Annotated in this window: 21 protein-coding genes; 14 read left to right on the top strand and 7 right to left on the bottom strand. The window is 72.3% G+C overall.

Going from position 1 to position 25,060, the window contains the following annotated elements; translation table 11 throughout:
• Nucleotides 1–129 precede the first annotated feature (129 nt).
• From ACIPSJ_RS43230 to ACIPSJ_RS43185, 10 genes are all read left to right on the top strand, one after another.
• Nucleotides 130–1,371 carry a sensor histidine kinase gene (locus tag ACIPSJ_RS43230; RefSeq protein WP_401354407.1) on the top strand — a complete coding sequence of 414 codons (1,242 nt, stop codon included), beginning with the start codon at nucleotides 130–132 and terminating at the stop codon, nucleotides 1,369–1,371.
• Nucleotides 1,362–2,054, top strand: coding sequence for a response regulator (locus ACIPSJ_RS43225; protein WP_401354404.1), 693 nt, complete (start codon nucleotides 1,362–1,364; stop codon nucleotides 2,052–2,054). The genes ACIPSJ_RS43230 and ACIPSJ_RS43225 overlap by 10 nt, the downstream gene beginning before the upstream one ends.
• A gap of 225 nt (nucleotides 2,055–2,279) precedes the next feature.
• Complete coding sequence (locus ACIPSJ_RS43220; RefSeq protein ID WP_401354401.1) at nucleotides 2,280–3,134, top strand: ABC transporter permease; 855 nt, start codon at nucleotides 2,280–2,282, stop codon at nucleotides 3,132–3,134.
• Entirely contained in the window at nucleotides 3,131–4,021 is an 891-nt protein-coding gene (locus tag ACIPSJ_RS43215; protein ID WP_401354398.1) for a carbohydrate ABC transporter permease, read from the top strand. Before ACIPSJ_RS43220 ends, ACIPSJ_RS43215 begins: the two co-directional genes overlap by 4 nt.
• A 37-nt stretch (nucleotides 4,022–4,058) precedes the next feature.
• Nucleotides 4,059–5,708, top strand: coding sequence for an extracellular solute-binding protein (locus ACIPSJ_RS43210; RefSeq protein WP_401354396.1), 1,650 nt, complete (start codon nucleotides 4,059–4,061; stop codon nucleotides 5,706–5,708).
• A gap of 44 nt (nucleotides 5,709–5,752) precedes the next feature.
• Nucleotides 5,753–6,805: a LacI family DNA-binding transcriptional regulator gene (locus ACIPSJ_RS43205; protein ID WP_401354393.1), complete on the top strand. Its 1,053-nt coding sequence runs from the start codon at nucleotides 5,753–5,755 to the stop codon at nucleotides 6,803–6,805.
• 178 nt (nucleotides 6,806–6,983) lie between these two features.
• Nucleotides 6,984–8,777, top strand: a complete 1,794-nt coding sequence (locus ACIPSJ_RS43200; RefSeq protein ID WP_401354391.1) for a DUF2264 domain-containing protein — start codon at nucleotides 6,984–6,986, stop codon at nucleotides 8,775–8,777.
• A 26-nt stretch (nucleotides 8,778–8,803) separates the two neighbouring features.
• Nucleotides 8,804–9,529, top strand: coding sequence for a hypothetical protein (locus tag ACIPSJ_RS43195; RefSeq protein WP_401354389.1), 726 nt, complete (start codon nucleotides 8,804–8,806; stop codon nucleotides 9,527–9,529).
• Nucleotides 9,530–9,667: 138 nt separating this feature from the next.
• On the top strand, nucleotides 9,668–11,005 hold the full coding sequence (locus ACIPSJ_RS43190) for a gluconate:H+ symporter (protein ID WP_401354386.1): 1,338 nt from the start codon (nucleotides 9,668–9,670) through the stop codon (nucleotides 11,003–11,005).
• A 35-nt stretch (nucleotides 11,006–11,040) separates the two neighbouring features.
• A complete protein-coding gene (locus ACIPSJ_RS43185) occupies nucleotides 11,041–12,372 on the top strand; it encodes an enolase C-terminal domain-like protein (protein WP_401354384.1) in 1,332 nt (443 codons plus the stop codon).
• 25 nt (nucleotides 12,373–12,397) lie between these two features.
• Here the strand turns inward: ACIPSJ_RS43185 and ACIPSJ_RS43180 are convergent, their stop codons facing one another.
• On the bottom strand, nucleotides 12,398–13,990 hold the full coding sequence (locus ACIPSJ_RS43180) for an MFS transporter (RefSeq protein WP_401354382.1): 1,593 nt from the start codon (nucleotides 13,988–13,990) through the stop codon (nucleotides 12,398–12,400).
• Between the two features lie 192 nt (nucleotides 13,991–14,182).
• Here ACIPSJ_RS43180 and ACIPSJ_RS43175 point away from each other — a divergent pair, with 192 nt between their 5' ends.
• Both ACIPSJ_RS43175 and ACIPSJ_RS43170 read left to right on the top strand, forming a co-directional pair.
• Nucleotides 14,183–15,178 carry an Lrp/AsnC family transcriptional regulator gene (locus tag ACIPSJ_RS43175; protein WP_401354380.1) on the top strand — a complete coding sequence of 332 codons (996 nt, stop codon included), beginning with the start codon at nucleotides 14,183–14,185 and terminating at the stop codon, nucleotides 15,176–15,178.
• Nucleotides 15,179–15,249: 71 nt separating this feature from the next.
• The gene (locus tag ACIPSJ_RS43170; RefSeq protein WP_355726911.1) at nucleotides 15,250–15,702 is read left to right on the top strand and encodes a MarR family transcriptional regulator; all 453 of its coding nucleotides are present in this window, start codon (nucleotides 15,250–15,252) and stop codon (nucleotides 15,700–15,702) included.
• Between the two features lie 37 nt (nucleotides 15,703–15,739).
• Here the strand turns inward: ACIPSJ_RS43170 and ACIPSJ_RS43165 are convergent, their stop codons facing one another.
• On the bottom strand, nucleotides 15,740–16,168 hold the full coding sequence (locus tag ACIPSJ_RS43165) for a PaaI family thioesterase (protein ID WP_359222404.1): 429 nt from the start codon (nucleotides 16,166–16,168) through the stop codon (nucleotides 15,740–15,742).
• 116 nt (nucleotides 16,169–16,284) lie between these two features.
• On the opposite strand from ACIPSJ_RS43165, the gene ACIPSJ_RS43160 reads away from it, so the two are divergent.
• Nucleotides 16,285–16,710: a MarR family winged helix-turn-helix transcriptional regulator gene (locus tag ACIPSJ_RS43160; protein ID WP_365687911.1), complete on the top strand. Its 426-nt coding sequence runs from the start codon at nucleotides 16,285–16,287 to the stop codon at nucleotides 16,708–16,710.
• A gap of 19 nt (nucleotides 16,711–16,729) precedes the next feature.
• Here ACIPSJ_RS43160 and ACIPSJ_RS43155 read toward each other — a convergent pair whose 3' ends face one another.
• The 4 genes from ACIPSJ_RS43155 to ACIPSJ_RS43140 form a co-directional block, all read right to left on the bottom strand.
• Nucleotides 16,730–17,344: a DedA family protein gene (locus ACIPSJ_RS43155; RefSeq protein ID WP_359222367.1), complete on the bottom strand. Its 615-nt coding sequence runs from the start codon at nucleotides 17,342–17,344 to the stop codon at nucleotides 16,730–16,732.
• A 95-nt stretch (nucleotides 17,345–17,439) separates the two neighbouring features.
• The gene (locus ACIPSJ_RS43150; RefSeq protein ID WP_401354376.1) at nucleotides 17,440–18,546 is read right to left on the bottom strand and encodes an NAD(P)/FAD-dependent oxidoreductase; all 1,107 of its coding nucleotides are present in this window, start codon (nucleotides 18,544–18,546) and stop codon (nucleotides 17,440–17,442) included.
• 164 nt (nucleotides 18,547–18,710) lie between these two features.
• On the bottom strand, nucleotides 18,711–20,111 hold the full coding sequence (locus ACIPSJ_RS43145; RefSeq protein ID WP_401354373.1) for a glutamate decarboxylase: 1,401 nt from the start codon (nucleotides 20,109–20,111) through the stop codon (nucleotides 18,711–18,713).
• Nucleotides 20,112–20,299: 188 nt separating this feature from the next.
• Nucleotides 20,300–20,971: a DUF4097 family beta strand repeat-containing protein gene (locus ACIPSJ_RS43140; RefSeq protein WP_401354371.1), complete on the bottom strand. Its 672-nt coding sequence runs from the start codon at nucleotides 20,969–20,971 to the stop codon at nucleotides 20,300–20,302.
• A gap of 286 nt (nucleotides 20,972–21,257) precedes the next feature.
• Here ACIPSJ_RS43140 and ACIPSJ_RS43135 point away from each other — a divergent pair, with 286 nt between their 5' ends.
• Nucleotides 21,258–22,451 carry an acyl-CoA dehydrogenase family protein gene (locus ACIPSJ_RS43135; RefSeq protein WP_401354369.1) on the top strand — a complete coding sequence of 398 codons (1,194 nt, stop codon included), beginning with the start codon at nucleotides 21,258–21,260 and terminating at the stop codon, nucleotides 22,449–22,451.
• A gap of 404 nt (nucleotides 22,452–22,855) precedes the next feature.
• Here the strand turns inward: ACIPSJ_RS43135 and ACIPSJ_RS43130 are convergent, their stop codons facing one another.
• Nucleotides 22,856–24,979, bottom strand: a complete 2,124-nt coding sequence (locus ACIPSJ_RS43130; RefSeq protein ID WP_401354367.1) for a glycogen debranching N-terminal domain-containing protein — start codon at nucleotides 24,977–24,979, stop codon at nucleotides 22,856–22,858.
• Between the last annotated feature and the right edge of the window lie 81 nt (nucleotides 24,980–25,060).

Below are 25,060 nucleotides of genomic sequence, written 5' to 3'. Positions count from 1 at the left end.
GGCGGGGCGGGCACGACGGGCGCGGGGTGTAATCGCCGTACCGCGTCGGGGGTAAGGGCGGCCGGGTCATCCCTGAGATGTAGTCGAGGGAGGGATGCCCGAGGGCCGGGCAGCGTCGAGAATGGGGCGATGACGACGACACGGGCGCCCGGCCCGCCGGCACGACTGCGCGCGCCGGCCGGACCGGACGGTCCCGCGCCCGCGCCCACCCCGCGGTCCCGGCTCTTCGACGCCGCTCTCGCCCTGGTCGTCCTCGTCGCCGAGATCGACTACGCGGTGGACCCGGACCCGCCGACCGGGCGGCACGGCACGACGGGCCTGGTCTGTCTGGTCCTCCTCGCCTCCGTGCCGCTCGCCTGGCGCCGCCGCTACCCGCTGGCCGTGCTCTGGATCGTGCTGGCGGCCAACATGCTCACCCCCGCGGACGTCACCCGGCTCACCTTCTACGCCTGTGTCATCGCCGCCTACAGCGCGGCCGCCTTCAGCCCCCACCGGACGGCGGCGATCGCCACGCTCGCGCTGGCCGTGCTGCTCACCTTCACGATCGGGAGGGCGGTCCCGCACACCCCCTTCGGTGTCGAACCCACCGTCCCCACCCAGTACGTGCCGCTGATGATCTCCGCCCCCCTGGTGGTGGTCACCGTCGGACTGCGGACCTGGAAGGTGCGGGCGGCCGAGAGCCGGGTCCGGCTGGCGGAGGTGGAGCAGCGCCAGGCCGAGGCGCTGCGCGGTGCCGTGGCCCACGAACGGGCCCGGATCGCACGGGAGTTGCACGACGTCGTGACGCACAACGTCAGCGTGATGGTCATCCAGGCAGGAGCCGCCCGCAAGATCATGGACGCCGAGCCCGAACAGGCCCGCGAGGCGCTGCTCGCCGTGGAGGCGGGCGGCCGTACGGCGCTGGGGGAGCTGCGGCAGGTGATGGGACTGCTCACGATGGACGACGACCCGGACGACCCCGGCGAGGGCGAACTGGAGCCGCAGCCCGGTCTGGAGCGGCTCGGGCCGCTGATCGACCGCACCCGCGGCACCGGCACACCGGTCGAGCTCACGGTGTCGGGGACGGTCCGGCCGCTGCCCGCAGGAGTCGAGCTGACCGCCTACCGCGTGGTCCAGGAGGCGCTGACCAACGCCCTGAAGCACGCCGGGGGTTCGAGCGCCGTCGTGCGGGTCGACTACGGTGAGCGTGAACTGCGCGTCGAGGTCACCGACTCCGGCGGCACCCCGGGACCGGCCGCCGCGACGGGCAACGGGCGCGGACTGGTCGGGCTGCGCGAGCGACTCGCCGTGCACGGCGGCACCCTGAGCAACGGGCCACGCCCGCTGGGCGGTTACCGGGTCCGGGCCCTGATTCCCCTGGAGTGCGCGTGAGTTCACCGGACGGCTCGCCGTCGAGTCCGCCGCGGGTCGTCGTCGCCGACGACCAGGCCCTGGTGCGCACCGGCTTCCGGCTGATCCTCACCGCCGACGGCATCGAGGTCGTCGGCGAGGCCACCGACGGCCACGAGGCGGTGGACGCGGTCCGGCGCACCCGGCCCGACGTCGTCCTCATGGACATCCGGATGCCCGAACTGGACGGTCTGGAGGCCACCCGCCGGATCCTCGCCACCCCCGACCCGCCACGGGTCCTGATGCTCACCACCTTCGACCTCGACCGGTACGTGTACGCGGCGCTGTCCGCCGGTGCCAGCGGCTTCCTGCTGAAGGACGTCACACCCGAGCACCTCACCGCCGCCGTCCGCACGGTCCGGGACGGCGACGCGCTGCTGGCCCCCGCCATCACCCGACGCCTCGTGGAACGCTTCGCCCGGGCCGGCGCCGACTCCGCCGCCCTGCACCGCGACCTCGCCCACCTCACCCCGCGCGAACTCGACGTCCTGCGACTGCTCGCCCAAGGGCTCTCCAACGCCGAACTCGCCGCCCGCCTCCACCTCTCCGAGGCCACCGTCAAGACGCATGTCTCCCGCGTCCTCGGCAAACTCTCGCTGCGCGACCGTGCCCAGGCCGTGGTCGTCGCCTACGAGACCGGACTGGTCACCCCGGGCAGCCGGTAAGGGCCGTTCCTGACAAGGCAGTTGTGTCAGAAGTGTTGACCCGCCCTCTGGAAACGTTTTAACTTCCCCTCACCCAGCACCCCTTGGTGAGGAGGCTCCGTGGCAGCGATGCTGCGTGAGCGTCCGGGTAGGGCGGCCGTCGGGCAGACGCGCCGCCGCTCACCGGGCGTTCGGAACGACCGAAAAGGTTTTCAGAGACGCCGCAGCGGGATCCTGATCCTGCTCATGCTCCCGGGGCTCGCCTACTTCCTGGTGTTCCACTACGGCGCGCTGCTCGGCAACGTCATCGCCTTCAAGGAGTACGTGCCCTTCGACGGCCTCTGGGGCAGCCCCTGGGTCGGACTCGGCAACTTCCGGCGGATGTTCGGCGACCCCGCGTTCTGGGACGCGGTCCTCAACACGGTCTGGATCGCGCTGCTCCAGCTCGTCTTCTACTTCCCCGTGCCGCTCGCCCTCGCCCTGCTGCTGCACAGCCTCACCTGGTCGACCGTGCGCCGGTTCGTGCAGTCGGTGGCCTATCTGCCGCACTTCATCTCCTGGGTGATCGTCGTCGCCCTGTTCCAGCAACTCCTCGGCGACACCGGCATGCTGAACGGCTACCTCGGTGACGCCGGGCTGCACGCCGTCGACGTCATCGGCAACCCGGACGCCTTCCGGCCGCTCGTCGTCGCCCAGGTGATCTGGAAGGACGCCGGCTGGGGCACGATCATCTTCCTCGCCGCGCTCACCCAGGTCGACGAGCAGCAGTACGAGGCCGCCGCGATCGACGGCGCCGGCCCCTGGCGGCGCTTCTGGCACGTCACCCTGCCCGCCGTCCGGCCCGTGGTCGTGCTGCTGCTGATCATGCGCCTCGGCGACATCCTCTCCGTCGGCTTCGAGCAGATGCTGCTCCAGCGGGACGCGGTCGGACCGCGGGCCGCCGAGGTCCTGGACACCTTCGTCTACTACCAGGGCATCGTCGGCGGCGACTACGGATACGCGGCCGCCGCGGGCCTGTTCAAGGGCCTGATCGGCGCCCTGCTCGTCTACGCGGCCAACAAGGTCGCCCACCGGCTCGGCGAACAGGGGGTCTACATATGAGCGCCCAGGCGTACCGGCCCGGCTGGGCGGAGAAGCCGAAGCCCCTCACCCAGGCGGGCAAGGCGGTGGCCCTGACGGCCGTCGTACTGCTGGTGTGCGTGCCGTTCCTGGTCATCGTGTCGACCTCGCTGGCCTCCCAGCGCGAGGTCGTGGCGAACGGCGGCTGGGTGCTGTGGCCGGAGCACCCCACCCTCAAGGCCTACCGGGACATCCTCGACGGCGGCATCGTCACCCACGCACTCGGGGTGAGCGCCGGAGTCACCGTCGTAGGCACCCTGCTCAGCCTCGTCTGCACGGTCACCCTCGCCTACGCCCTGTCCCGGCCCGGCGCCGCCGGCGGCCGCCCGGTGCTGCTGCTCGTCCTGTTCACCTTCCTCTTCCCGCCCGGGATGATCCCGGGCTTCCTGCTGGTCAAGGACCTCGGCCTGCTCGACAACTACGGCTCGCTGGTCCTGCCGGTCCTGGTCAACGTCTTCAACCTGGTCGTCCTGCGCGGCTTCTTCCAGGGCATCCCGGCGGAGCTGTACGAGGCGGCCCGCCTGGACGGCGCCGGCGACCTGCGCATCCTGTGGTCCGTCGTGCTGCCGCTGTCGAAGGCGGCCCTCGCGGTCGTCGGCCTGTTCTACGCGGTCGCCTACTGGAACTCCTGGTTCTACGCCTCCCTCTACCTGGAGAGCGACCACTGGCCGCTGCAACAGGTGCTGCGCACCTACGTCGTGGCCGGCTCCGGGCTCACCGACCAGACCATGGGCGACGGCACGGTGAACGCCCCGCAGACCATCCAGATGGCGGTCCTGGTGATCGCCACCGTGCCGATCCTCGCCGTCTACCCCTTCCTGCAGAAGTACTTCACCAAGGGCGTGCTCACCGGCGCCGTCAAGAGCTGATCCACCGTCAACAGCGCTCCAGGAAAGGTCACTCGCCATGCCCAGCCTGTCCAGACGCGCCCTGCTGCGTACCGTGGCCGCGGGTGGCGCCGCCGCCTGTGCCCCCGGTCTGCTGACCGCCTGCTCCACCGCCCCGGACAACGGTGACGTCTCCAACGCGGGCAGGAAACTCGCCCCCTGGCCCGCCCACGTGACCGCCGCCGGACCGAAACCCGACCTCGCCCCCACCAGCGCGGGCGTCCAGGCCGGATACCTCACCTACCCCGCCGACCTGACCACCTCGGTCAAGCGCACCCCGGGCGACGGCTCCACGGTCCGCGTCATGTCGGTCACCTTCGGCACCCCGCCCAAGAGCGCCTCGCGGAACCGGTACTGGCAGGCGGTCGAGAAGGCCCTCGGCGTCAAGATCGAGTTCACGGTGATCCCGCAGGCCGACTACCAGAAGAAGATGGCCACCGTCATGGCCGGCGACCCCGACTCGCTGCCCGACATCCTCAACGTCTTCTCCGGCTTCGCGCTGCCCCGCGAGGCCCAGTTCGTCCAGCGCAGGGCCGAGGACCTCACCCCGTACCTCTCCGGCGCGGCCGTCCGCGACTACCCCAACCTGGCCGGCATCCCCACCGAGGCCTGGCGGGACATGGGCCGTATCGGCGGCCGGATCTACGGCATCCCGCTCGAACGCCCGCTGCCCGGCTCGACGCTCTGGCTCAACCAGGGGATGTTCACCGACGCCGGGATGACGGACGGCTGGACCTCCGAGGACTTCGCCGCCGTCGCCGCGAAGGCCACCCACGGCAGGACGTACGCCCTCGGCGCCGCCGCCGGCTCCCTGTTCGGCAACGCCGTGCACGCCGCCGCCCACAACGCCCCCAACACCTGGGCGGTCGACACCAAGGGCGACTTCCACCCCAGCCTCACCGACGAACGCTACAAGGCGGCCGTCGCCTACCAGGCCGCCCTGCGCAAGAGCGGCGACTACCACCCCGACGCCACCTCGATCTCCTCCGCCGACCTCGGCACCCTCTTCCTCAACGGCACCGTCGGCTCCCTCCAGGACGGCTTCGGCGCCTACCAGAGCCGCTACCCCGACTCCAAGGGCCTGCTGACCCCGGCACCCGCCCTGCCGTACAGCGTCGGCGGCACCCCCGGCGGCATCGTCGCCGCCCGCCGCTCCTTCGGCTACACGATCCTCAAGACGGCGAAGAAGGAACGCATCGAGATGCTGCTCAGGGTCCTCGACCACCTCGCCGCCCCCTTCGGCACCAAGGAGTGGGAGCTGAGCCATTACGGCCTCGAAGGCGTCCACTTCACCCGCGGCACGGACGGCTCGCCCGAGCCCACCAGGCTCGGCGAGGTCGAGAACGTCACCAACCTGCCCTTCCGCTACCTCGCCGAAGGCCCCCAGGTGCTGTTCGTACCCGGAATGCCCGACGCGGTACGGGCGCTGCACGACTGGCAGACCAAGGTCGTACCGGTCGCCGTCCGCAACGCCGCGTACGGCCTCAAGTCCGCCACCGAGACCGCCCAGGGCACCACGCTCAAGGCGCTGATGGACGACGCGATCACGGCCGTCGTCGCCGGCCGCGCCTCGATGTCCGACTACGACACCGCCGTGGCCCGATGGCGGGCCCGGGGCGGCGACAGAATGGCCGAGGAGTACGCCAGGGAGTACGCCGCCAACAGCTGAGGCGGCGGTACGACAGGGCCGGGGACGAGGGGAACGGGAGCGGCATGACGACGGCAAAGGGGCGGGTCACGATCCGCGAGGTCGCCGAACGGGCGGGGGTGTCCGTGGCCACCGTCTCGCGGGTGCTCAGCGGCAACTATCCGGTCCCGCCCGCCACCCGCGCCCGGGTGCTGCGCGCCGCCCGCGCGCTCGACTACGTCGCCAACGCGCACGCGCGGGCCCTGGTGGGCGGCGGCCGGAAGACGGTCGCCGTCGTCCTGCGTCAGGTCACCAGCCCCTTCTACGCGCAGGTCGCCGAGGGCGTCGAGGCGGAGGCCGCCGCCCACGGCTGGCTCTGCCTGGTCGGCACGACCGGCGGCGACCCGCAGCGCGAGATGGAGTTCGTGCAGCTGATGCGGGAGGAGGGGGCGCGGCTGGTGATCCTCGTCGGCGGGGTCGTCGAGGACGACGCGTACCGGGAGCGTGTGGCGCGGTACGCGGAGGCGCTGGACGCGGCGGGGTCCCGGCTGGTGCTGTGCGGCCGCCCCGCGCCGGTTCCTGAAATACCGGCCCTCGTCGTCGAGTTCGACAACGAGGCGGGGGCGCGGGCCATCACCGGGCATCTGCTGTCGGCCGGGCACCGGCGGATCGTGTTCCTCGGGGGCCTGCCCGGCAACACGGCGCTGGACGCGCGGGTCGCCGGGTACCGGGCGGCCCTTGCCGAGTACGGGCTGCCGGAGGAGGCGGCGTACGTGGTCGACTGCGGGCTGGGGCGGACCGCCGGGTTGCGGGCGATGACCGAACTCCTCAAGGGAGAGCGGAAGTTCACGGCAGTGGTCGCGGGGGACGACATGGTGGCGGCGGGGGCGCTGCGGGCGATCGCCGACGCCGGGTTGCGGGTGCCGGAGGACATGTCCGTGGTCGGGTACAACGACATACCGCTGGCCGAGGACTTCAGTCCGCCGCTGACGACGGTGCGGACACCGGCGGAGGAACTGGGGCGGGCCGCGGTGCGGTTCGCCTTGCGGGATGCGGAAGAGGTGGCCGGGGCGCGGCACTTGCTCGGTACGCACATCGTGGTGCGGGGGAGTGTCGCTGCCGTGGAGAGGCCGTTGTGAGGGTGCGGGTGGGTGGGGGCTGGTCGCGCCCACGCGGCGGAGCCGCATATTGACGCAGCCCCGCGTCCCTGAAGGGGCGCACAACAAGCCGTTGGTTGAAGGAGGAGCCCTATTGCTGCCGCCGTCTGACCATGTTCTGTCGCCTATTACCGGCTGGACCCGCGCTCACTGGGAGGCCATGGCCGATCGACTTCTGGACGGTCTGCTCCCTTACGCCTCGCCGAAGTTCGCCCAGTACCGGCTGCCCGGCCGGGCCAGTCACTCCGGGGAGTGGTCCGACGGGCTCGAAGGGTTCGCGCGGTCGTTTCTGCTCGCCGCCTTTCGGATCGCGGGGTCCGGAGGTGAGGTCGGGCCCGCGCTTGTCGAGCGGTACGCGGCAGGGCTGGGCGCCGGTACCGATCCACGGCATCCCGAGCGCTGGCCGCCGATCACCGACCGGGGGCAGCCGATGGTCGAGGCGGCCTCCGTCGCCGTGGCGCTGCACGAGTCGCGGGTGTGGGTGTGGGATCGGCTGGACGAGCGGGTGCGGGAGCAGGTCGTCGCGTGGCTGTCGGGTTTCGTGGGTGCTGTGGTCAACGACTCCAACTGGCGGCTGTTCCAGGTGATCGTCGAGGAGTTCCTCGCGTCCGTCGGCGCGCCGTACCGGCGGGGCGAGATCGATGCGGGGCTGGCGCGGCTGGACGACTGGTACCGGGGCGGGGGCTGGTACACCGACGGGGACGGGCGGAAGTTCGACTACTACAACGCCTGGGCGCTGCACCTGTATCCGGTGCTGTGGGCGCGGATCGCGGGGGAGCGGGCGGACCCGGGGACCGTGGCCCGGCATCGTGCGCGGCTGCGTGAGTTCCTCGGGGTCCATCAGTACTTCTTCGGCGGCGACGGGGCCCCGGTCCATCAGGGGCGTTCGCTCACGTACCGGTTCGCCGCCGCCGCTCCGCTGTGGGCCGGTGCCCTCGCCGACGCCACCCCGCTGCCGCCGGGGCGTACCCGACGGCTGGCCTCGGGCGCCCTGCGGCACTTCGCCGAGCGCGGGGTGCCCGACGAGCGGGGGCTGCTGACGCTCGGCTGGTACCGGCCCTTCCTCCCCGTCGCCCAGAGCTACTCGGGCCCGGCCTCCCCGTACTGGGCGAGCAAGGCCTTCCTCGGTCTTCTGCTGCCCGCCGGCCATCCCGTGTGGACGGCGCCCGAGGAGCCCGCCCCGATCGACACGGCGGACGTGTCCGTGGCCCTGCCCGCACCGGGCTGGCTGCTGCACGGCACGGCCGCCGACGGGATCGTACGGCTCGTCAACCACGGGACGGACCGGCTGCCGCCACCGCCCGCCGAGGGCGAGGACAGCCCGCACTACGCGAAGTTCGGCTACTCCAGCGCGACGGCGCCGCAGACTCCGGCGGGCCCCGACAACCACATCGCCCTGCTCGCGGGGGACGTTCCCAGCCGACGGGGGCGTATCCGTCCGCTGTACGCCGAGGGGCGGGCGGCCGCCTCCTGGCACGCGCCGGCCGGGGGCCGGGTCAGCACGGCCAGTGTGGTGCACGGTCCGTGGGAGGTGCGGGTGCATCGGGTCGAGGCGGCCGCCGGGACGGTCGTACGGGTGGGGGGCTGGGCGATCGCCGACGACACGGCGGCTCTGGAGACGGAGTGCGGGGACGACTGGGCGCTGGCCCGGCGCGCGGACGGACTGACCACGGTCCTCGCCGTCCTGCTCGGGCCGCCCGGCAGCAGCTCGGCGGTCGAGCGGGCCCGTGGCCGCGATGCCTTCGGCGAGCACTCCGCCACCCCGGTGCTCGCCGTCCCCCATCCCGGCGGCACCCTGCTGCTGGCCACGCTCGTCGTCCTCACCGCGGATCCGGCCGTCCACGGGGACCCGTACGCCCTGCGCACCGGCACCCGTGTGACGCCGACGGCCGAGGGCGGGGCGGAGATTTGCCTCCCGGACGGGACGGTATCGCTGCTCGCGCCCCTACCCTGAAACCGGGGGACGGGGGCGGGGGCCGGATGCAGTTCATCGAGGTGACCGGGCTGGCGGGGGTGCGCTCCGCCGTCATCCGGTTCCGGCGGCCGGGCTCGGGGCTGGAGTTCCTGCTCTTCCCGATGATCCATCTGGGTGAGGCCCGGTTCTACCGGGAGGTCACCTCCCGGCTGCGGGAGCGCTGCGACCTGGTGGTCGCGGAGGGGGTGGGGGAGGGGTCGCCGGGCGCGGACGCGCTGGTGGCCTCGTACGCCCGGCTGGACGGGCACGAGCGGCTCGGGCTCGTCGTCCAGGACATCGACTTCGACTCCCTCGGGGTGCCCGTGATCAACCCCGACATGAGCGGGGCGGAGTTCGAACGGGGCTTCCGGCGGCTGCCGTTGCAGGAGCGGGTGGTGCTGGCCGCGGTGGTGCCCGCGATGGTGGCCGGCATGCGGATGTTCGGCACCCGGCGCTATCTCGCCCGCCATCTGACGACCGAGGATCTGCTGACCGATGCGGAGGAGGCGGCGCAGGACGCCCTGCCCGGTCTGGACGACCTGGTGCTGCGCCGCAGGGACCGGCTGCTCACCCGGGCCCTGACCGACGCCCACCGGGCCTGGGAGGAGCGGTCCGGAGGCTTCACCGTCGGCGTCGTCTACGGCGCCGAGCACATGCGGGCCGCGTCCCGCACCCTGACCGAGCTGGGCTACCACGCGGCGGACGCCGAATGGCTCACCGTGTTCCTGGTGGAGCCGCCGGTTTCCGGGTGACCTCGGATTCCTCCCGCACACCCATTGACCTGAGCATGCCCGCATCCCTAGCCTCCGTCTCCATACGTAGATGAAGTCTCTGTATGCAGGCGTCGTTCAGGCATGTGGACGTGACGCCCAGTTCAAAGGGGAACTGGCTTGCCTCTGGTCGTCGTAGGGATCAGCGTCCTGGTCCTGCTCTTCCTCATGACGAAGCTCCGGCTGAACGGCTTCGTCGCGCTGCTGCTCGTCGCCGTCGGAGTGGCCGTGGTCCGGGGGATCTCGCTGGAGAAGATCCCGGACACCCTCTCGGAGGGCATCGGCGGTCAGATCGGTGACACGATGCTCACCATCGGCCTCGGCGCCATGCTCGGCCGGGTGATGGGCGACTCCGGCGCGGCCCAGCGCATCGCCGGCCGACTGCTCGCGCTCAGCGGCCCGCGCGGGGTGCAGGCGGCCATGGTGGTCACGGCCATGATCATCGGTGTCACGATGTTCTACGAGGCCGCGTTCGTCATCATCGTCCCGGTCGCCTTCACCCTCGTCCGGGTCACCCGGTCGAACCTGCTCTGGGTCGGCCTGCCGATGTCCATCGCCCTCTCCACCATGCACAGCTTCCTGCCCCCGCACCCGGGCCCGACCGCGGTCGCCGCCACCTTCCACGCCTCCGCCGGACTCACCCTGTTCTACGGCCTGTTCATCGCCGTCCCGGTCGGCGCGCTGATCGCCCTGGTGTGGCCCCGGCTGCCGTTCGTGCGGGCGATGAACCCCGAGGCGCCCAAGGGGCTGGTGAGCGAGCGCGTCTTCGAGGACGAGGAGATGCCCGGCACCGGCTGGTCACTGGCGATCGCCCTGCTGCCCGTCGTCCTGATCGCGGGAGCGGCGATCACCGACCTCGCCACCTCCGCCGACACCCCGGCGATCCACCTCGTCGACTTCGTGGGCTCCGCCCCGGTCGCCCTGCTGCTCACCCTGCTCGTCTCGATGTGGGCCTTCGGGCCGCGCGTCGGACGCACCATGGAGGAGGTCGCCCGCTCCTGCCGCGAGGCCGCGGCGGCGATGGCGATGATCCTGCTGGTCATCGGGGCCGGCGGCGCGTTCAAGCAGGTGCTCGTCGACGGCGGGATCTCGGACTACATCAAGGACTTCACCGACGGCTGGTCCATATCGCCGATCATCCTGGCCTGGCTGATCGCCGCCATTCTGCGGGTCGCGCTCGGTTCGGCCACCGTCGCCGTGGTCACCGCCTCCGGTGTCGTCCTGCCGCTGCTCGCGGGCAGCGGGGTCCATCCTGAACTCATGGTCCTCGCCGTCTCCTGCGGCTCGATCGCCTTCTCCCACGTCAACGACCCGGGCTTCTGGATGTTCAAGGAGTACTTCAACCTGTCGGTCCTGGACGCCATCAAGGCCCGTACCACCTACACGACCGTGCTCGCGGTCCTGGGCCTGGGCGGCGTCCTGCTCATGGAACAGATCCTCGACGCCCTCGGCGTGTAAGCCCCGTCTCCCCTCTCCGGTAAGGACGTTCGCCCATGACCCAGCCCGTCGTCACCCGCTTCTCCGTGTACCCGGTGGCGGGCCGGGACTCCATGCTGCTCAACCTCTCCGGCGCCCACGCCCCGTACTTCACCCGCAATGTGGTGGTCGTCGAGGACTCCGAGGGGCGGACGGGGCTCGGCGAGGTGCCGGGCGGGGAGGCGATCACGCGCACCCTGCGGGACGCGGAGCCCCTGGTGCTCGGTGCCCGACCGGGCGACCACAAGCGGGTGTTGCGGGCGATGGGCGAGGCGTTCGGCGGCCGGGACGCGGGCGGACGCGGCGAGCAGACCTTCGACCTGCGCACCACCGTGCACGCCGTCACCGCCGTCGAGTCCGCCCTGCTCGACCTGCTCGGGCAGCATCTGGAGGTGCCCGTCGCCGCCCTGCTCGGCGACGGCAAGCAGCGCGACTCGGTCCGCGTCCTCGGCTATCTCTTCTACGTCGGCGACCCCGACCGCACCGACCTGGACTACCTGCGCGAACCCGGCGCCGACGTGGAGTGGTACCGGATCCGTCGCGAGCAGGCGCTCACCCCGGAGGCGATCGTCCGGCAGGCGGAGGCGGCCTACGGCCACTACGGCTTCCGGGACTTCAAGCTCAAGGGCGGGGTCCTGGCCGGCGCCGAGGAGGTCAAGGCCGTACAAGCGCTGAAGGAACGGTTCCCCGAGGCCCGGATCACCCTCGACCCGAACGGCGCCTGGTCGCTGCGGGAGGCCGTCGAGCTGTGCCGGCCGCTGCTCGGCACGCTCGCCTACGCCGAGGACCCCTGCGGAGCCGAGGACGGCTACTCCGGGCGGGAGATCCTCGCCGAGTTCCGCCGGGCCACCGGGCTGCCCACCGCGACCAACATGATCGCCACCGACTGGCGGCAGCTCACCCACGCGCTCGCCCTGCAGTCGGTGTCGATCCCGCTCGCGGACCCGCACTTCTGGACCCTGAGCGGATCGGTGCGGGTGGCCCAGCTCTGCCACGAGACGGGGCTGACCTGGGGCTGCCACTCCAACAACCACTTCGACATCTCGCTGGCCATGATGGCCCACTGCGGGGCCGCCGCCCCCGGCGAGTACAACGCCCTGGACACCCACTGGATCTGGCAGGAGGGCCGGGAGCGGCTCACCGCCGAGCCCCCGAGGATCGTCGGCGGCGAGGTCGCCGTCACCGACGCCCCCGGGCTCGGCATCCGCCTCGACCGGGACCGGCTGCTCGCCGCCCATGCCCTCCACGAGGAACTCGGTCTCGGCGCGGGCCGGGACGACGCGGCCGGGATGCGGTACCTCGTGGAGGGCTGGAGCTTCGACGCCAAGCGGCCCTGTCTGGTGCGGTGAGCCGCCGGGCCGACGGCTGACCCCGTCAGGCGTCCTGTACGGCCGGGGCCTTCTCCCGGGTGGTGTGTCCCGCCGCCCTGAGGGTCGGCGTCTGCCGGGGAGCGCGCAGCAGGACCACCGCGACCAGGGCGGCCAGCAGGGTGAGGCTGCCCGCCGTGACCAGGCACAGCCGCATGCCGTCGAGGAAGGAGTCGCCCAGCGCGCCCATCGCCTGGCCGGTACGGGCCCCCAGGTCCAGGTCGGCGACCGCGCCGAGACCGTCCGACTGCGCGGTCGTGACGATACGGTCCTGGGTCGCGCCGGTGACACCCGCCTCGGTGAGGTGGCCGGGGAGCGCCTCGATCGCCCGGGTGCTGAGCAGCGCGCCCAGCACGGCCGGGCCGAGGGCGCCGCCGACCTGCCGGAAGGCGTTGTTCCCGGCCGCCGCCATGCCGGCCAGCTGGTACGGCACGGAGGCCACCGCGGTCGCCGTCATGGGCGTCATCACGAAGCCCATGCCCAGGCCGAGCAGCGCGAGCCGCCAGGCCGCCGAGGCGAAGGAGGTGTCGGCGGCAAGGCCGGTCAGCGCGAACTGGGAGGCGGCGACGAGCAGCAGCCCGCCGGTGATCATCACGCGCGCGGAGATCCGGTGCATCAGGCGTCCGGCGGGGCCGCCGACCAGCAGGGCCGCCCCGGTGACGGTCAGCAGCCGCCACCCGGCCTCCAGGGTGTCCAGCCGCTGCACCATGCCGAAGTAGAGGCTGAGGACGAAGAAGAACCCGATCATCGCCAGGAAGCTGATCATCGCGACCAGCGTGGTGGCGGTGAAGGCCGGGCTGCGGAACAGGCTCAGGTCCAGCATCGGGCTGTCGCTGCGCCGCTCCACCAGCACGAAGGCGACACCCGCGACCACGGCCGTGAACAGCGCCACCATCACCTTGACGTCGGTGAACGAGTCCGCGCCGCCCTCGATCACGCCGTACACCAGCGCGGTGACCGCGAGCGTGGCGGTGAGCTGGCCCGGCCAGTCCAGCCGGCGGCCGTGCGGAGCCCGGGAGTCGGTCAGCCGCCGGGCCGCGACGGCGACGGCGAGCAGCGCGACGGGGACGGACGGCAGATAGATCCAGCGCCAGGAGAAGTGCGCGACGACCACGCCGGCGATCATCGGCCCGACCGCCAGGGCCGCCATCAGACAGGTGGCCCATATGCCGATGTACTTGCCGCGCTCCCGGTGGTCCGGCACCGCGTGGCTGATCAGCGCCAGGGTCGTGGGCAGCAGCGCCGCCGCGCCGATCCCGGCCAGCGCCTGCCCGGCCCAGACGACCTCGATCGAGTGCGCGCACAGGGCGGTGACCGCGCCCGCCGCCGAGAACAGCAGCCCGGCCTGGAACACCTTCTTGCGCCCGTGGACGTCGCCGAAGACGCCGGCGGTCAGGATGAACGCGGCCATGGGCAGCACGAACGCGTCCTGCACCCACGACAGTTGCGCCGTCGAGGCGTTCAGCGCCGCCTGCAGGGCGGGCAGGCTCACGGAGACGGTGGTGACAGGAAGATAGGCGACGAAGACGCCCAGGCAGGCCATGACGATGGTGGCCGCCCGCCGCTCGACCGGCGCGCTCGCCGGTGTCGTCACGTTCACGGAGATTCTCCTTCGCGGCGCACCGCACCGCGGTCGAGGCCATCGGAGAACCCGGTGGCCTGTGTCGTACGGGCCGCCGAGGGGAAACCCGCCGCCACAGCATCCGGCCTGCCCGCCCGCAACCGCCAACCAAGTACCCCTCCGACTGCAAAAGCCTCCAAATACACCCGTCCTCCGTGACACACTTCCGCCATGTTCGACCACGTGGACAGAAAGATCCTCCGTGCCCTGCAGTGCGCTCCCCGGCTGCCCTTCCGGAGGATCGGCGAGGTGGCCGGCGTCTCCGAGCAGACCGCGGCCCGCCGCTACCAGGCCCTGCGCCGCAGCGGCACCCTGCGCGTGCTGGGACTCGTCAACCCGCGGGTGTACGGCTCCGCGCAGTGGGTGGCCCGGATCCGCTGCCGCCCCGACCGGGTCGGCCCGCTCGCCGACGCCCTGGCCCGCCACCCCGACATCGCCTACGCCCATCTGGCCTCGGCCGGCTCCGAGATCTTCTGCGTGATCCGCGCGCCGCTCGACACGGAACGCGACGACTTCCTGTTCCGGCAGCTGCCCAGGTCGGGCTCGGTCCTGGACGTCAGCATCGATCTGCTGCTCCACGAGTACGGCGCTCCCGGCACCGCCGAGTGGACCGGCTACGGCGACAGCCTCGACGCCGAGCAGGTACGGCGGCTCACGGCGGAACGGCCCCCGCCCGCCGCCGCACCCCCGCCGGCCCCCACCCCCGAGGACGCCCCGCTGCTCGACGCCCTCGCCCAGGACGGCCGTACCACCCACACCCGGCTCGCCGAACTCACCGGCTGGTCGCTGTCCCGGGTGGCGCGCCGGCTGGAGTCGCTGGAGAGCTCCGGAACTCTTGAGTACGAGGTGGAACTGCTCCCCGAGAACCTGGGCCACCCCCTCAACGCCACCCTCTGGCTGCGGGTGGCCCCCGCCCTTCTGGAGCGGGTCGGCGAGGAGTTCGCGGGCCACGAGGAGGTGCCGTTCGCCGGGGCCGTCACCGGCGAGTACAACGTGATGGTCAGCGTCATCACCCGCGACCCCGACGACTTCTACCGCTATCTGACCACCCGTGTCGCCGCCACCCCGGGCATCGACGCCTACAGCGTCAGCATGCGGGTCCGCCCCCTCAAGAAGGCGGTCTCCCTCATCTCCCGGGGCCGGCTGGTGCCGGTGACACCCCTGTAGGCGGAGTCCCGGCCGATCGCGACGGACCGGGGGAAGCCACCGGAATTGCTTGAGCACGCTAATCTCGTGGGGTGACCGCCGAGGAGCCGCTGACCGCCCAGGAGCAACGCCTCTGGCGCGCCCTGATGCGTCTGATCGTCGCGCTGCCGCGGTCGCTGGACGACGACCTGCTGCGGTCCACGGGGCTGACACTCACCGAGTACGTCGTCCTGATGAACCTCTCCGAGGCCGAGAACCAGGAACTCCGCATGGCGGAACTCGCCTCGGCCACCGCCCTGTCCGCGAGCCGCATCACCCGCGTCGTGGACGCGCTGCAGAGCCGCGGTCAGGTCGTCAAGCGGCGCTACGAGGGCGACGCCCGCGGCAACGTGGCGACGCTCACCCCGGAAGGGCTGAAGCGCCTTCAGGACGCGTACCCCGTACACCTGGCGAGCGCCCGAGGGCGGGTCGTGGACCTGCTGGACGGGCGGTCGGTGCCGGCCATGGTGCGGCAGCTCGAAGCGGTGGTCGAGAAGCTCGACTGAGCACCACCGCCGGCATCGGCGGCCGTGCCGCCCGTTGTCAGGCCCGGCCGGATGCCACGGGCGGCGCGAAGGAGATGGTGCCCTGGGCGACCGCGCACACGCTCTCGGTGCCGTCCGCGCCCACGTCGGACACCTCGCAGCGGCAGACGGCGAGCGCCCGGCCGCGCCGGACCACCCGGGCCCGGGCCCGTAGGAGTTCGGCGCCCGCCGGGCGGACGTAGTCGATGGTGAACCCGGCCGTGAGAGGCCGGTTGCCGGGCTCGGTGCCGGAGGCGAAGGCCATCGCGTTCTCCGCCACATAGGCGATGACCCCGCCGTGGACGTATCCGTACTGCTGGCGCAGCTCCGGCCGGTTCGCCAGCTCCAGCGTCGCCTCGCCGCCGCCGAAGGCCGTCAGCCGCGTACCCACCAGGGCGCTGAAGGGCTGGGCCGCCAGGATCTGCTGGGCGAAGGCCATGTCGGGCATGTCGTCATCGGGCGTGTCGTTCACGCTCGCCACCCCACCGAGTATGCGGTTCATTACTGAATTCACTAGTGAAGTGAGAATGGCGCGCGGCCGTGGAGTCTGTCAAGATTCCGCCCATGTCCGAGCCCGACCAGCGTCTTTTCTTCCTGCTGCAACGTGCGGCGCACCAGATGCGCACCACCGCGGACCGGCGTCTGCTGTCCGTCGCCGGGATCACCACGGCCCAGCTCGGCGCCCTGCTGGCGCTCGCCGACGAGCCCGGGATCACCCAGCAACGGCTGGCGCAGGCCCTCCAGCAGCGCGAGTCCGGTATCACCGCGCTGGTGCGGCGGCTCTCGGAGGCCGGTCTCGTCACCCGGCGCAGGCACCCGGACGAGCACCGCGCGGTCGTCCTGGAACTGACCGAGCACGGGGTCGGCGTACTCGCCCTGGCCCGCCCCGAGATCGACCGGTTCAACGCCGAACTGCGCGCCCTGCTCGGCGCCGACGGCTTCACCGAGACCTCCGCGGCCCTGCACCGCCTGGCGCACTGGGAACCCTGAGGCGATGTCGCGGGCGGGGTCAGCGCCGGCGGCGCGCCTGTGCCAGCAGGGGCAGCAGGGAGAGGACGACGATCACGCCGACCAGCGGCAGCAGGTAGTGGTCGATGCCGGAGAACGACGACCCCAGGGCGTACCCCGCGAGGACGAAGCTCTGGGACCAGAGCACCCCGCCCACGATCTGCCACAGGGTGAACGTCCGCACGGGTACCCCGAGCGCCCCGGCCGCCGGGTGCAGCACCGTCCGCAGCAGCGGTACGAAGCGGCCGATCACCAGCGCCTTGCCGTATCCGTAGCGGGCCAGCAGCAGCTCCGCCCGGACGGCCGCCGCGCGCACCCGTGGCCGGGTGGTCCGGGCCAGCAGCGGACGGCCGCCGTGCCGTCCGATGAGATAGCCCACCTGCGCGCCCACGACGGCACCGACGGCCGCGCACACCAGCACCTGCCACAGCTCCAGCCGGGGTGCGCGGTCCGCGTTCGCCGCGCACAGCACACCGGCCGGGAAGAGCAGAGTGTCACCCGGCAGGAAGAAGCCGACGACCAGCAGCCCCGACTCGGCGAAGATCACCACCAGGACGGCCAGCGCCCCGAAGGCAGCGAGCAGCGAGGCGCTGTCCGTCGGATTGACGGCGATCACCGCCCTCGCCTCCATGGTCCTCGCCGGTCGCTTCCCTCAAGTGTCACGTGACACGGGGCTGGGCGCAGGCAGGAGCGAGGCAGGGGGCGACGGCGTCAGGCCGCGCTGTACCCGAGCTGGCGTCTCATGTAGGGGGTCATGAGGGTCTTGGCCTTGGCGATGGCGGTGGTCCGGGTGCCCAGCACCGCGCTCTCGCCGAGCGGTACCGGCAGCACGGTCACGCCGTCGGCCGGGCCGAAGGGCACGATCAGCGGGGTGCGGTGGACGGCCCGGTAGGAGCGCGGCTTCTTGCTGTGCCGTCCCGAACTGCGCAGGTAGGACGTGATGTTGTGGGCGGCGACCTCGGCCTGGGCGAGCGCGGCGGGGGTGACCTTGAGCTCGCTGACGTCGTTCACGTCGCCGACCGCGAACACGTCCGGGCGGCCCTCGACCCGGAGCGTCCGGTCGACCTTCACGTGCCCCGACCCGGTCAGCCACTCGCCGTGGCCCGCCAGGCGCAGCCACAGGGTGTTGGGGGTGGTGCCGGTCGCCCAGAACGAGAGGTCGGCGGCGAGGACGGAGCCGTGGGCGTCGCGGTAGGTGCCGAAGTCGTGGCCGGGGGACATGAAGGAGTCCAGCCGTACCGCCACCTCGTGGGACTCCAGCCAGGCCCGGGCCTTGCGGCCGGCCCGGGCGCTGCCCGTGGAGTGCAGCAGCTCCTGTCCGGAGTGCGCGAGGGTGACCCGGGCGTCCGGCCGGGCCAGCCGGATCTCGGCGCTCAGCTCGACACCGGAGGGGCCGCCGCCGACGACGAGGATGTGTTCGGCGACGGCGATGTTGTGCTGGTGCTCGGCGAAGGCCTTGGCGGCCTCGTCGGGGCTGGCGCCCACGAAGCGGGCCGGTTCGGGGTAGTCGGCGCCGGTGGCGATCACCAGTACGTCGTACGGCAGCCGTTCGCCCGTGGCCAGCACGGCCTGGCGCTCGACGGTGTCGACGCGCACCGCCTTGCCCACGGCGACGCGGCCGTTGGTGAGCAGCCTGTCGTAGGGGATGAACGGGGCCCCCGTCCACTCCGGGCGCACCCCCGCCCGCAGGGACGCGATGCGGTGGAAGAAGACCTCCTTGCGGTCCACGAGCGTGACATGAGCCGTCTCGTCCAGCTTCTTCGCCAGCCGTATGCCCGCGTAACCGCCGCCTATCACCACTACATTGCCGTCCCGCACAGCGACACTCCTGAGCCAGGGTGGGGGGAATGGCCGTGAGCCTAACACTTGAAACATCAAGCGTAGGGTGGGTTGTGTGAGAGTGCTGTAAAGAGCCACCCGCGCCGGGCGCGGACCGCCCCCGGACGGCCGCGGGCCCGGCACGGCCCCGAACTCGCCCGGGATCAGGGGGTGTTGAGCGCGGCGAGCGGCGGTGGGGGTGTCGACCGGGCGGTGTACAGCCGGCGGGTGACCTCGGTCAGGTCGGCGATGAACATCCCCGCGAGTTCGGCCGTGAACCCGGTGCGTACGACGAGACGCAGGACCGACACGTCCTGGCAGGGCGCGGGAAAGGTGTACGCGGGCAGGTGCCAGCCGCGGGCGCGCATGGCCTGGGAGACGTCGAAGACCGTCGGGCCCTCGGTGCCGGGTGCCAACCGGAAGGCGAAGGCGGGCAGTTCGGAGCCGTCCGTGACCAGCTCCCAGGGCGCGATGCGCTGGATGCGGGTGGCCAGCGCACGGGCCGTCGTACGGCTCTGGGCCGCCAGGTCCCGCAGCCCGTCGAAGCCGTACCGCAGGAAGCTGTAGTACTGCGCGACGACATGGGCGCCCGGCCGGGAGAAGTTGAGGGTGAAGCTGGGGGAGCGGCCGCCGAGGTAGTCGACCTCGAAGACCAGGTCGTCGGGGAGGGCCGCGGCGTCGCGCCACAGGGCCCAGCCGAGCCCGGGGAAGACATGGCCGTACTTGTGGCCCGAGGTGTTGATGGAGGCGACGCGTTCGAGCTGGAAGTCCCAGAGGAGGCCGGGGTCGAGGAACGGGGCCACCAGGGCGCCGGACGCGCCGTCGACATGCACGGGGATGTCGGTGCCGGTGGCGGCCTGGTAGCCGTCCAGGGCCAGGCAGATGTCGGCGACGGGCTCGTAGGAGCCGTCGAACGTGGACCCCAGGACGGTCACGACCCCGATCGTGTTGTCGTCGCAGTAGGCGGTGAGCGTGTCCGGCGTGAGGTGGTAGCGCCCGGGCTCCATCGGGACGTAACGCGGTTCCACCTCGAAGTAGTTGGCGAACTTCTTCCAGCACACCTGGACGTTCGCGCCCATCACCAGGTTGGGGCGCGCGGTGTCCTTGCCCTGGGCCCGCCGGCGGTCCTGCCAGCGGCGCTTGAGGGCGAGGCCGCCGAGCATGGCCGCCTCGCTCGACCCGGTGGTGGAGCAGCCGCGGACCTGCTCCGGGTACGGCGCGTGCCAGAGCCGCGCGAGCATCCGCACACAGCGCTCCTCCATCGCGGTGATCTGCGGGTACTCGGCGCGGTCCGCGAGGTTCTTCTCGGCGGTCTCCGCCATCAACTGCCGTGCCTGCGGCTCCATCCACGTGGTCACGAAGGTGGCGAGGTTGAGCCGTGCGTTGCCGTCGAGCATCAGCTCGTCGCGCACGCGGCGGCTGACCTGTTCGGGTGGCGACGAGGACTCGGGGAGTTCGTCGACCGGCAGCAGGAGATCGTCGACGGGCGGGCGGTCGGGCCCGGGGGGAGGGGTCGGGATGTCGAACTCGACAGCGGTCATGACGTCGGTATGCGGGATGGGCATGAGTGCCTCGATGCCTTTCTGGTACGTGCGGCCCCGTGCCCTTTGAAGCTAGATCGCTTTTCCGTCCGGCATCCGTGCAGATTCCACCGATCCAGTGATCGATTTGCGGACTGATGAACTGGATTTTCCCATCCACATACTGGCCGCTCCGGCTCGGCCGCACCCCGGCCCTCCTGCCCGGCCGCGCGTCACAGACTGCGGGCGGTGATGTCGCCGTAGGAGGTGGTCGCGGTGATGCGCAGGGCCGCGTCGGCGCCGTCGGCGTTCTTGAGGCCGTTGTCGATACGGCCGTGGCCGGTACCGGCGTCCAGCGCGGCCGAGACACCGCGGGCGGCGCCGACGGAGATGTCGCCGTGCCGGGTGTCCAGCGCGACGGTGCCCCGGACGGCCTCGGTGACGGTGAGGTCGCCCTTCAGGGTGCTGATCTCCGCGGCGCCGCCGAGGCGGCCCACCGTGATGTCGCCGGCCTGGACGGTGAGACGGGCGCCCGCGGTCTCGTCGAGCTTGACGGTGGCCTGCGCGCCCTCGAAGGCGACCTCGCCGAGCCGGCCGACACCCCTCAGCTCCGCGAGGGCCGCCTTCGCCTCGACCCGGGACCCGGTGGGCAACTGGACCGTCACCTCCACGGAGCCGGAGTCGCCGAGGATCCGGTTCTTCGCCTCCGGGGCCGTGATCCGCAGGACGCCGTCCCCGTAGACGACCTCGATCCGCTCCGCCGCCTTCACATCACGGCTCCGGGCCGCGTTCGAGGGCAGGACCTCGACCGTGGTGTCGGCCCGGTCGGCGGCGATGATCCGGATGTGCCCCGCGGGGATGTCGAGGACCGCGGAGACCGGGGTGGGCGTGTCGAACTTCTGCATGGTGCGCTCCTTCGTCTCGTTGTTTCTGACATGGGAAACGCTACGTTGCGTTCATGGTTTGAGCAATTGATTCGTCGCGTCAGATCGCCATCGCTGCAGGTGAAATGCGGAAATTCGTTGCACGAGCGTGAATCTAATGCAACGCGCACCCTCCTGTTTCATTGCAATGAGCTGAGGGTGATTGCTACGACCCACCCGTCGTGCGAGGGGCGAGGGGCCGTTGACAGGCCTCCGGATCGGCGCGACGGTGAGGGTTCCGCCGTGGCCCGAGACCGGAGGTCGCCCCTTGGCCGGTTCGTCAGCACCTCGTCCGGACAGCGACCTCGTCGCACGGGTACGTGAACTCCAGCCGCTCATCCGCTCGCACGCCCTGCGCGCGGAGCAGGGGCGGCGGGTGACGGGCGAGGTCGTCGAGGCCCTCGCCGGCGCCGGCCTCCACCGCATGAACGTCCCCCGCCATTACGGGGGTTACCAGAGTTCGTTACGGACCCAGGTCGACGCGCTGAGCGAGGTCTCCGCCGCGTGCGGCTCGGCCGGGTTCATGGCGTTGATCCAGGCCGGATGCGCGTTCATCGCGGCCCTGTTCCCCGACGAGGCCCAGGACGAGATCTTCACCGGTCCCGACGTCCGGGTCGGCGGCACGCTCATCCCGGGCGCGAAGGCCGTCGCGGTGGACGGCGGGTACGTGGTGAGCGGCAACTCCCCCTTCGCGACCGGGTGTCAGGACGCCGACTGGCATCTGCTGACGGCGCTGTCCGACACCGGGGACACCGGGGGAGGCCCGCCGGAGATGCTCTGGCTGGCCGTCCCCATGAGCGATCTGAAGGTGCTGGACGACTGGAACGTCACCGGCCTGGCCGGGAGCGGCAGCAACACCGTCGTCGCCCAGGACGTACACGTGCCCGCCCACCGCGTGCTGCCGCTGGGGCCGTTGCTGGCGGGTGCCTTCCCGTCCCGGCGCAACGGCGCCGACCCCTTCTACCGGATGCCGGTGCTGCTCCTGTTCTGCGCCTGGACGGCCGCGAACGCCCTCGGTCTGGCCCGGGCGGCCCTGACCGAGTTCGGCGAGCGCATCCACCGGCGGGGCATCACGTACACCTTCTACGAGCGCCAGCACGAGGCGCCGGTGACCCATCTCCAGTACGCCGAGGCCGAGATGAAGGTCTCCTCCGCGGAACTGCTCACCGCCGACTTCGTGGAGCTGATCGAGTCCAGGGCGGCCGACGGAACGCCGTACACGGCACAGGAACGCGCCCGGATGAGGGCGCAGTGCGGCTATCTGGTGCGGCTGTGCAAGGAGGCCGCCGACCTGATCGGGTCCGCATCGGGCGCCTCCTCCCTGCACCGCGAGGTGCCCGTGCAGCGGATCGTGCGGGACCTGAACGCCCTGAGCCTGCACTCGTTCGTCAACCCCACCGCCAATCTGGAGCTCTACGGCAGGGTGCTGTCGGGGCTGGACGCCGGGACGCCGTTCCTCTGAGGCCGCCCGGGGAACGCCGTCGAAGGGCCTCGCCCGCAGGATCAGGGCGCGTGGAGGGCCGACGGCCCGCACCGGCACCGGCCGGACGTCCCTGCCCGTGGACCGGCGGCCCGGTAACCACCGGCCGGGAACCGCGCCGCGGCGGGCCGCCGACAGCCGCGCGGCCGCCGGCTGCAAGTCCCCCGCGGGGCGCGGCCGCCCGACCGGGACCACGGGGGAGGGCGGTACGAGCCGGAAGCCGACCCCGACCCGAGGTCGCCGGGGGAGTACCCGGAGGAGTACGGCGAGCGAGGGCGGGCGGGCGGACCGGCCCCGGACCGCAGGATCCGGGGTCCCGGCCGATGCGGACGCCAGCGGACCGTGGTCCCGGCCGATGCGGACGATGCCGGGCGGCTGCGACGCCGTCAGCGCGTGACCACGGTCAGCCCCGCCGGCGCGGTCACGTCCACCGTCCCGTCGGCGGCGAGCGCGATGTCCAGCCGCTCTCCGCCGACTTGGAGTCCCGCCACGGTGAGCGGGGCATACCGGGCCGCGAAGGTGGGGGCCACGGTGACGGTGCCCGCGGGGACGTCCGCGTCCAGGCCGAGGGCGGCCTGGAGCACGAGGACCGAGGCAGCGGCGGCCCATGCCTGGGGGCGGCAGGAGGCCGGGTAGGGGGCGGGCCCGGGTCCGGCCTCGCTGCCGTGGCCGGCGAAGAGTTCGGGGAGCCGGGCGTCGAAGGCCACCGACGCGGTCAGCAGCCCGTTCGCCAGCGACCCGGCGACGTCCGGGAAACCGGCTCTGACCAGGCCGTGCACGGCGATCGCCGTGTCGTGCGGCCAGATGGAGCCCACGTGGTACCCGTACGGGTTGAAGCCGACCGCGTCGCTGCTCAGCGTCCGCAGCCCGTGGCCCGCGTCGAGGTCCGGTGCCGCGAGCCGGGCCGCCAGCAGCGCGCTCTCCCGCGCGTCCAGCAGACCGGTGCCCAGGAGGTGGCCGAAGCCGGAGGTGACCGAGTCGACCGGCTTGCCGTCGCCGTCCAGCGCGACCGCCGGGTACGGGCCCCGGTCGTCGGTCACCCAGAAGCGGTCGCGGAAGCGGGCGGCGAGCCGCTCCGCCCACTCCTCCCAGGCGTCCGCGCCCGGACGGCTGAAGGCGCGCAACAGGGCCGCTCCGCCCCGGGCGGCTTCGTAGGCGTACGCCTGGACCTCGCACAGCGCGATCGGCGCGTGGGCGCGGCTGCCGTCGCGGTAGCGGATGGAGTCGTCGGAGTCCTTCCAGCCCTGGTTCGTCAGGCCCTGTCCGGTCCGGTCGACGTACTTGAGGAAGCCGTCGCCGCCGGCCTCCGCCTGGGCGCCGAGCCAGCCGAGGGCCGCCTCGGCGTGCGGCAGCAACTCCTCGACCCGCGCCGGGTCGAGTCCCCAGCGCCAGGCGTCGTGGAGCAGCGTGATCCACAGCGCGGTGGCGTCCACCGTGCCGTAGTACACCGGCGGCAGCGAGCGCCGGTCCGAGAGCTGGAGGGTGCCGCGGCGGACTTCGTGCAGGATCTTGCCCGGCTGTTCCTCGGTCGCGGGATCGGTGCCGGTGCCCTGGCGGCGCGCGAGCGTGCGCAGGGTGCCGGCGGCCAGGTCGGTGCCGAGCGGGAGGAGCATCCGGGCGGCCCACAGCGAGTCCCGGCCGAACAGGGTCAGGAACCAGGGGGCGCCGGCGGCCAGGAACTGGTCGGGGCGGTCCGCGTGCGGTGACCGCGGGTCCGCCAGGCGCAGCCGGTCCAGGTCGCCGAGGGACTGGGCCAGCCATGCGTCGAAACCGCGGTCCGTGCTGCGCAGCGCGGGGACGCGCCAGGGCAGCCGACCGGCGGGCGGAGCGGGGAACTGGTCGCCGTCCGCGTAGCGGGCCGTGCAGGTCAGCGTCACGCTCCACGACGTACCGGGCGGGAGGTCGATGTCGTACGACAGCCGGCCCGCCGGCGCTTCGAGCGTGTCCGGCGCGGGCTCGCCGGCCAGCCGGACGGTGAAGTCGTCCCCGGTCCAGGACAGCCCGATGCCGTCGGCGTCCCGGGGCGGGGTCGCCTCCAGGGCCTGCCCCGACTTGACCTGCTCCATGGTGGCCAGGTCCGTGGCGGCGGTCACCGTCAGCCGGCAACGGACGTGCTCGCCGCCCGCGTTGGTGACCTCCAGGACCTCCTCGTACCGGCCGGCGGCCGTGCCCCGGCGGCGGTGCAGGGCGACGGCCGGATCGGGGGTCAGCTCGCCGAGGCCGCGCAGGACGGACCGGAACTCCGCGCGATCCGCGCCTCGGAAGCCTCCCGCGACGGGCGCCAGCCGGATGCCCTCGACGCTGACGTCGAGCCGGGACAGTGCCCTGCGGTCGCCGTGATAGAAGCCGTCCGCACCCTCGGCGACCTGCCCGCTCGCCCGCGAGATGACGAGGCTCGGCGCGTGCAGCGTGACGACCGCGTCCTGTAGGAACGGCTGCAACCCCGCGGCCGGGGACGTGGGTGCCGTGACCGAGCCGTCGGTGTCCTGGGTCTTGACAGTGGCGTCCAAGGAAGTAGAACCTCTCAGTGTTTTAGCGTTCCAAAAAAGCTAAGTGACTCTTCAGGGTCATGGCAATGGGTTTTGGAACGC

The sequence above is a fragment of the Streptomyces sp. NPDC090088 genome, assembly GCF_044747345.1.
Taxonomy (GTDB): Bacteria; Actinomycetota; Actinomycetes; order Streptomycetales; family Streptomycetaceae; genus Streptomyces.
This window is presented reverse-complemented; position numbering and strand designations above follow the sequence as displayed.

Bases quoted from the DNA above. Each gene is read 5' to 3' on its own strand.
- ACIPSJ_RS43230 (WP_401354407.1), top strand. From the start codon at position 130: ATGACGACGACACGGGCGCCCGGCCCGCCGGCACGACTGCGCGCGCCG.
- ACIPSJ_RS43220 (WP_401354401.1), top strand. From the start codon at position 2,280: ATGCTCCCGGGGCTCGCCTACTTCCTGGTGTTCCACTACGGCGCGCTG.
- ACIPSJ_RS43215 (WP_401354398.1), top strand. From the start codon at position 3,131: ATGAGCGCCCAGGCGTACCGGCCCGGCTGGGCGGAGAAGCCGAAGCCC.
- ACIPSJ_RS43210 (WP_401354396.1), top strand. From the start codon at position 4,059: ATGCCCAGCCTGTCCAGACGCGCCCTGCTGCGTACCGTGGCCGCGGGT.
- ACIPSJ_RS43205 (WP_401354393.1), top strand. From the start codon at position 5,753: ATGACGACGGCAAAGGGGCGGGTCACGATCCGCGAGGTCGCCGAACGG.
- ACIPSJ_RS43200 (WP_401354391.1), top strand. From the start codon at position 6,984: ATGGCCGATCGACTTCTGGACGGTCTGCTCCCTTACGCCTCGCCGAAG.
- ACIPSJ_RS43195 (WP_401354389.1), top strand. From the start codon at position 8,804: ATGCAGTTCATCGAGGTGACCGGGCTGGCGGGGGTGCGCTCCGCCGTC.
- ACIPSJ_RS43185 (WP_401354384.1), top strand. From the start codon at position 11,041: ATGACCCAGCCCGTCGTCACCCGCTTCTCCGTGTACCCGGTGGCGGGC.
- ACIPSJ_RS43175 (WP_401354380.1), top strand. From the start codon at position 14,183: ATGTTCGACCACGTGGACAGAAAGATCCTCCGTGCCCTGCAGTGCGCT.
- ACIPSJ_RS43165 (WP_359222404.1), bottom strand. From the start codon at position 16,168: ATGCCCGACATGGCCTTCGCCCAGCAGATCCTGGCGGCCCAGCCCTTC.
- ACIPSJ_RS43160 (WP_365687911.1), top strand. From the start codon at position 16,285: ATGTCCGAGCCCGACCAGCGTCTTTTCTTCCTGCTGCAACGTGCGGCG.
- ACIPSJ_RS43145 (WP_401354373.1), bottom strand. From the start codon at position 20,111: ATGCCCATCCCGCATACCGACGTCATGACCGCTGTCGAGTTCGACATC.
- ACIPSJ_RS43140 (WP_401354371.1), bottom strand. From the start codon at position 20,971: ATGCAGAAGTTCGACACGCCCACCCCGGTCTCCGCGGTCCTCGACATC.